The sequence below is a fragment of the Psittacicella melopsittaci genome (genome assembly GCF_003585925.1).
In the GTDB taxonomy this organism is placed as follows: Bacteria; Pseudomonadota; Gammaproteobacteria; order Enterobacterales; family Psittacicellaceae; genus Psittacicella; species Psittacicella melopsittaci.
The window spans coordinates 1-3,123 of record NZ_NRJH01000040.1 but is presented as its reverse complement, the minus strand read 5'-3'; the positions used below and the strand labels follow the sequence as shown (position 1 = coordinate 3,123).

Here is a 3,123-nt window from a genome sequence, read left to right as displayed (position 1 = left end):
CGTTTCACTTCTGAGTTCGGCATGGGATCAGGTGGGACCATTGTGCTAATGTCGCCAAAAGCGGTTAATTTAATAACTTGCTGAACTTAATTTACTAAATCCTTGTTCTTATGTAAGCACTAAAACAATATACATACTTACATTTCAACTCAAGTATGAGTTGGACTATTAATCATTCGGGCAATTAGTATGAGTTAGCTCAAAGCCTCACAGCTCTTACACATCTCACCTATCAACGTCGTAGTCTACAACAACCCTTATTTCTTAAAGAAAAGATATCTCATCTCAAGGAAGGTTTCCCGCTTAGATGCTTTCAGCGGTTATCCCGTCCGAACATAGCTACCCAGCAATGCCTTTGGCAAGACAACTGGAACACCAGAGGTTCGTCCATCCCGGTCCTCTCGTACTAAGGACAGACCCTTTCAAATATCTAACGCTTACGGCAGATAGGGACCGAACTGTCTCACGACGTTCTAAACCCAGCTCGCGTACCACTTTAAATGGCGAACAGCCATACCCTTGGGACCTACTGCAGCCCCAGGATGTGATGAGCCGACATCGAGGTGCCAAACACCGCCGTCGATATGAACTCTTGGGCGGTATCAGCCTGTTATCCCCGGAGTACCTTTTATCCGTTGAGCGATGACTCTGTCATGAAAAGTCACCGGATCACTATGACCTGCTTTCGCACCTGCTCGACATGTACGTCTCGCAGTCAAGCGGGCTTCTACCATTATACTAAACTCACGATGTCCGACCGTGATTAGCCCACCTTTGTACTCCTCCGTTACTCTTTGGGAGGAGACCGCCCCAGTCAAACTACCCACCAGACAATGTCCTAGGTAAGGATTCACTTACCTTAGTTAGAATATCAACATATGAAGAGTGGTATTTCAACAACGACTCCACAAGAACTGACGTCCCTGCTTCAAAGTCTCCCACCTATCCTACACATCATAGGTCAATATTCAATGTCAAGCTATAGTAAAGGTTCACGGGGTCTTTCCGTCTAGCCGCAAGTACACTGCATCTTCACAGCGATTTCAATTTCACTGAGTCTCGGGTGGAGACAGCCTGGCCATCATTACGCCATTCGTGCAGGTCAGAACTTACCTGACAAGGAATTTCGCTACCTTAGGACCGTCATAGTTACGGCCGCCGTTTACTGGGGCTTCGATCAAGTGCTTCGGTTACCCTAACACCATCAATTAACCTTCCAGCACCGGGCAGGCGTCACACCCTATACGTCCACTTTCGTGTTTGCAGAGTGCTGTGTTTTTAATAAACAGTTGCAGCCAGCTGGTATCTTCGACTGGTTGCCGCTTCCTAGAGCGTGTCTAGTAACAGCATAACCAGCGCACCTTCTCCCGAAGTTACGGTGCTATTTTGCCTAGTTCCTTCACCCGAGTTCTCTCAAGCGCCTGAGTATTCTCTACCTGACCACCTGTGTCGGTTTACAGTACGGTTTAATACACATTAAGCTTAGAAGCTTTTCTTGGAAGCTGGGTATTAGTCAATCTATTGACCGAAATCAATATCTTCGTCACGCCTCATCTCTAACATACCGGATTTGCCTAGTATGCCAAACTACACGCTTAAACTCACTATTCCGTCAGTGAGCTGACCTAACCTTCTCCGTCACTCCATCGCATGGGTATTAAGTACAGGAATGTTAACCTGTTTGCCATCGACTACGCATTTCTGCCTCGCCTTAGGTGCCGACTAACCCTACCACGAATACCGTTGGATAGGAAACCTTGGTCTTCCGGCGAACGGGTTTTTCACCCGTTTTATCGTTACTTATGTCAGCATTCGCACTTCTGATACCTCCAGCATACCTCTCAGTACACCTTCAACAGCTTACAGAACGCTCCCCTACCCAATAATAAATTATTGCCGCAGCTTCGGTGCTATGTTTAGCCCCGTTACATCTTCCGCGCAGGCCGACTCGACTAGTGAGCTATTACGCTTTCTTTAAATGGTGGCTGCTTCTAAGCCAACATCCTAGCTGTCTATGCCTTCCCACATCGTTTCCCACTTAACATAAACTTTGGGACCTTAGCTGGCGGTCTGGGTTGTTTCCCTCTCCACCACGAACGTTAGCACCCGTGGTGTGTCTCCCATATAGTACTTTCACGTATTCGGAGTTTGCATCCTATTGGTACACCGAGATGGCGCCCGCAAAGAAACAGTGCTCTACCCCATGAAGTATTCATATGAGGCTCTACCTAAATAGATTTCGGGGAGAACCAGCTATCTCCCGGTTTGATTGGCCTTTCACCCCTAGTCACAGGTCATCCGCTACTTTTTCAACAGTAGTCGGTTCGGTCCTCCAATGTATGTTACTACAACTTCAACCTGCCCATAACTAGATCACCGGGGTTCGGGTCTACTTCCTGCAACTAAACGCCTAGTTAAGACTCGCTTTCGCTACGGCTCCCTGATTTAGTTAACCTTGCTACAGAAAATAACTCGCTGACCCATTATACAAAAGGTACGCAGTCACATAATAAATATGCTCCCACTGCTTGTATGTAAGCGGTTTCAGGTTCTATTTCACTCCCCTAACAGGGGTTCTTTTCGCCTTTCCCTCACGGTACTGGTTCACTATCGGTCAATCAGTAGTATTTAGCCTTGGATGATGAGCCACCCATCTTCAAACAGGATTTCACGTGTCCCGCCCTACTTGTTGTTAACTTAGTACCACATTAGATATTTCGTATACGGGACTATCACCCCCTACGGTTATTCTTTCCAGAATATTCTACTATAACTAATGCTATCATTAACGGCTAGTCCGCTTTCGCTCGCCACTACTAACGGAATCTCGGTTGATTTCTTTTCCTCCGGGTACTTAGATGTTTCAGTTCTCCGGGTTCGCTCTACAAAATGTAGTGATAGAGATTTGCTCTATCGGGTTTCCCCATTCGGAAATTCTGGAGTAATAGCGCGTCTTATCAACTCCTCCAGACTTATCGCAGATTAGCACGTCCTTCATCGCCTCTGATTGCCAAGGCATCCACCGCTTACACTTATTCAATTAATAGTCCAACTCATACTAGCTATTGCTAGTTGGTTGTGTTATTCACTATTAAAGGTTTTGTATATATAGCTGTTTTAATG

The 3,123-nt window shown here is 46.2% G+C and carries 2 rRNA genes; both read right to left on the bottom strand.

From position 1 onward, the window contains the following. Window positions 1–59: ribosomal RNA gene (gene rrf / locus CJP74_RS08335) — 5S ribosomal RNA — on the bottom strand; the annotation flags it as partial. A gap of 105 nt (window positions 60–164) precedes the next feature. Then, window positions 165–3,046: ribosomal RNA gene (locus tag CJP74_RS04725) — 23S ribosomal RNA — on the bottom strand. Window positions 3,047–3,123 lie beyond the last annotated feature (77 nt).